The following is a 3,095-nucleotide window of genomic DNA, read 5'->3' as shown; positions in this document are numbered from 1 at the left end:
TGATGAAGATGGTCAAGGTCTTCGTGGCCGTGAAGCGCAAGCTTCAGCCCGGCGACAAGATGGCCGGCCGTCACGGCAACAAGGGCGTCATCTCCAAGATCCTGCCGATCGAGGACATGCCGCACCTGGAAGACGGCACCTCGGTGGACGTCGTTCTGAACCCGCTGGGCGTGCCCTCGCGCATGAACATCGGCCAGATCTTCGAAACCCACCTCGGCTGGGCCGCCGCCGGTCTCGGCAAGCAGATCCAGGGTCTTCTGGAAGCCTGGCAACAGGGCGGACAGAAGAAGGCGCTGGTCGATCACCTGACCAGCATCTACGGCCCGGACACCCCGCTTCCCGAGTCGGAAGAGGACCTGGTCGAGCTGGCCCGCAATCTGTCCAAGGGCGTTCCGTTCGCCACCCCGGTGTTCGACGGCGCGCACATCAACGACATCGAGGAACTGCTGGAGAAGGCGGGTCTCGACCGCACCGGCCAGTCGATCGTCTATGACGGCCAGACCGGCGAGCAGTTCAAGCGTCCGGTCACGGTCGGCTACATCTACATGCTGAAGCTGCACCACCTGGTCGACGACAAGATCCACGCCCGTTCGATCGGGCCGTACTCGCTCGTCACCCAGCAGCCGCTGGGCGGCAAGGCGCAGTTCGGCGGACAGCGTTTCGGCGAGATGGAGGTGTGGGCGCTGGAAGCCTACGGCGCCGCCTACACCCTGCAGGAGATGCTGACGGTGAAGTCCGACGACGTGGCCGGCCGGACCAAGGTCTACGAGGCCATCGTCCGCGGCGACGACAGCTTCGAGGCGGGCATTCCCGAGAGCTTCAACGTGCTCGTCAAGGAAATGCGCTCGCTGGGCCTGAACGTGGAGCTGGAGAACAGCTGACCGACCGGATGAACCCTCCCTGCGCGAGCGGGGAGGGACGGTCTCTCACTGTCTCCCTCAATGAAATTTGGCGGGTCACCCCGCAGAAGGAATCAAGATGAACCAGGAAGTCCTGAACATCTTCAACGCGGTCCCGGTCACTCCGACCTTCGACCAGATCAAGATCGCCCTCGCCAGCCCGGAGAAGATCCGGTCGTGGTCGTTCGGCGAGATCAAAAAGCCCGAGACCATCAACTACCGGACGTTCAAGCCCGAGCGCGACGGCCTGTTCTGCGCCCGTATCTTTGGCCCGACCAAGGACTACGAATGCCTGTGCGGCAAGTACAAGCGCATGAAGTACAAGGGCATCATCTGCGAGAAGTGCGGCGTCGAGGTCACCCTGGCCCGCGTTCGCCGCGAGCGGATGGGCCACATCGAATTGGCTTCCCCGGTCGCCCACATCTGGTTCCTGAAGTCGCTGCCGTCGCGCATCTCGCTGATGCTGGACATGGCGCTGAAGGACGTGGAGCGGGTGCTCTACTTCGAGAACTACATCGTTACCGAGCCGGGCCTGACTCCGCTGAAGCAGAACCAGCTGCTGACGGAAGACGAGTTCTACCGCTACCAGGACGAGTTCGGCGATGACGGCTTCACCGCCGAGATCGGCGCCGAGGCCGTGCGCAACCTGCTGATCGGCATCGACCTGCACGCCGAGGCCGAAAAGCACCGCGGCGAGCTGGCCGACAGCCCCTCGGAAATGAAGGCCAAGAAGGCCTCCAAGCGCCTGAAGCTGATCGAGGCCTTCCTCGAGAGCGGCAACAAGCCCGAGTGGATGATCCTGACGGTCGTGCCGGTGATCCCGCCGGAACTGCGTCCGCTGGTGCCGCTGGACGGCGGCCGTTTCGCCACGTCCGACCTGAACGACCTGTATCGCCGGGTCATCAACCGCAACAACCGCCTGAAGCGCCTGATCGAGCTGCGCGCGCCCGACATCATCATCCGCAACGAGAAGCGGATGCTGCAGGAATCGGTCGACGCCCTGTTCGACAACGGCCGTCGCGGTCGGGTCATCACGGGCGCCAACAAGCGTCCGCTGAAGTCGCTCGCCGACATGCTGAAGGGCAAGCAGGGCCGCTTCCGCCAGAACCTTCTGGGCAAGCGCGTCGACTATTCGGGCCGTTCGGTCATCACCGTGGGTCCCGAGCTCAAGCTGCACGAGTGCGGCCTGCCCAAGAAGATGGCGCTCGAGCTGTTCAAGCCGTTCATCTATGCGCGCCTTGACGCCAAGGGCCTGTCCGGCACCGTCAAACAGTCCAAGCGCATGGTCGAGCGCGAGCAGCCGCAGGTGTGGGATATCCTCGACGAGGTCATCCGCGAGCACCCGGTGCTGCTGAACCGCGCCCCGACGCTCCACCGTCTGGGCATCCAGGCGTTCGAGCCGAAGCTGATCGAGGGCAAGGCCATCCGCCTGCACCCGCTGGTCTGCACTGCCTTCAACGCCGACTTCGACGGCGACCAGATGGCCGTTCACGTTCCGCTGAGCCTCGAGGCCCAGCTGGAAGCGCGCGTCCTGATGATGTCGACGAACAACATCCTGTCGCCCGCCAACGGCAAGCCGATCATCGTGCCGTCGCAGGACATCGTCCTGGGCCTCTACTACCTGTCGCTGATCAAGGAAGGCGAGAAGGGCGAGGGCAAGCTGTTCGCCAACATGGGCGAGATCGATGCGGCGCTCGACGCCGGCGTCGTGTCCCTGCACACCAAGATCAAGGCCCGCTGGACCGAGATGAATGCGGCCGGCGAGACGATCACCAAGGTCATCGACACGACCCCGGGCCGGATGAAGCTGGGCGCGCTGCTGCCGCATAACGCGAACATCGGCTACCGCCTGCTTGAGAAGAACCTGACCAAGAAGGAGATCGGCAACCTGATCGATCAGGTCTATCGCCACTGCGGTCAGAAGGCGACGGTCATCTTCGCCGACCAGATGATGCAGCTGGGCTTCCGTGAAGCCGCCAAGGCCGGCATCTCCTTCGGCAAGGACGACATCGTCATCCCGGCCGCCAAGGCCACCCTGGTCGCCGCCACCCGGACCCAGGTCGAGGAGTACGAGCAACAGTACGCCGACGGCCTGATCACCAAGGGCGAGAAGTACAACAAGGTCGTCGACGCCTGGGCGAAAGCCACCGACCGCGTCGCCGATGAGATGATGGCCGAGATCTCGACCCAGCCGAA

Annotated in this window: 1 protein-coding gene and 1 pseudogene; both read left to right on the top strand. The window is 64.0% G+C overall.

Going from position 1 to position 3,095, the window contains the following annotated elements; translation table 11 throughout:
- Positions 1 to 881 (top strand): annotated as a pseudogene (locus tag Q8Q71_RS16085) (DNA-directed RNA polymerase subunit beta); the annotation flags it as partial.
- A 97-nt stretch (positions 882 to 978) separates the two neighbouring features.
- A partial coding sequence (gene rpoC, locus Q8Q71_RS16080) for a DNA-directed RNA polymerase subunit beta' (RefSeq protein ID WP_305760609.1) occupies positions 979 to 3,095 on the top strand: 2,117 nt, incomplete at its 3' end.

It is taken from the genome of Brevundimonas sp. (assembly GCF_030704825.1).
In the GTDB taxonomy this organism is placed as follows: Bacteria; Pseudomonadota; Alphaproteobacteria; order Caulobacterales; family Caulobacteraceae; genus Brevundimonas.
This window is presented reverse-complemented; position numbering and strand designations above follow the sequence as displayed.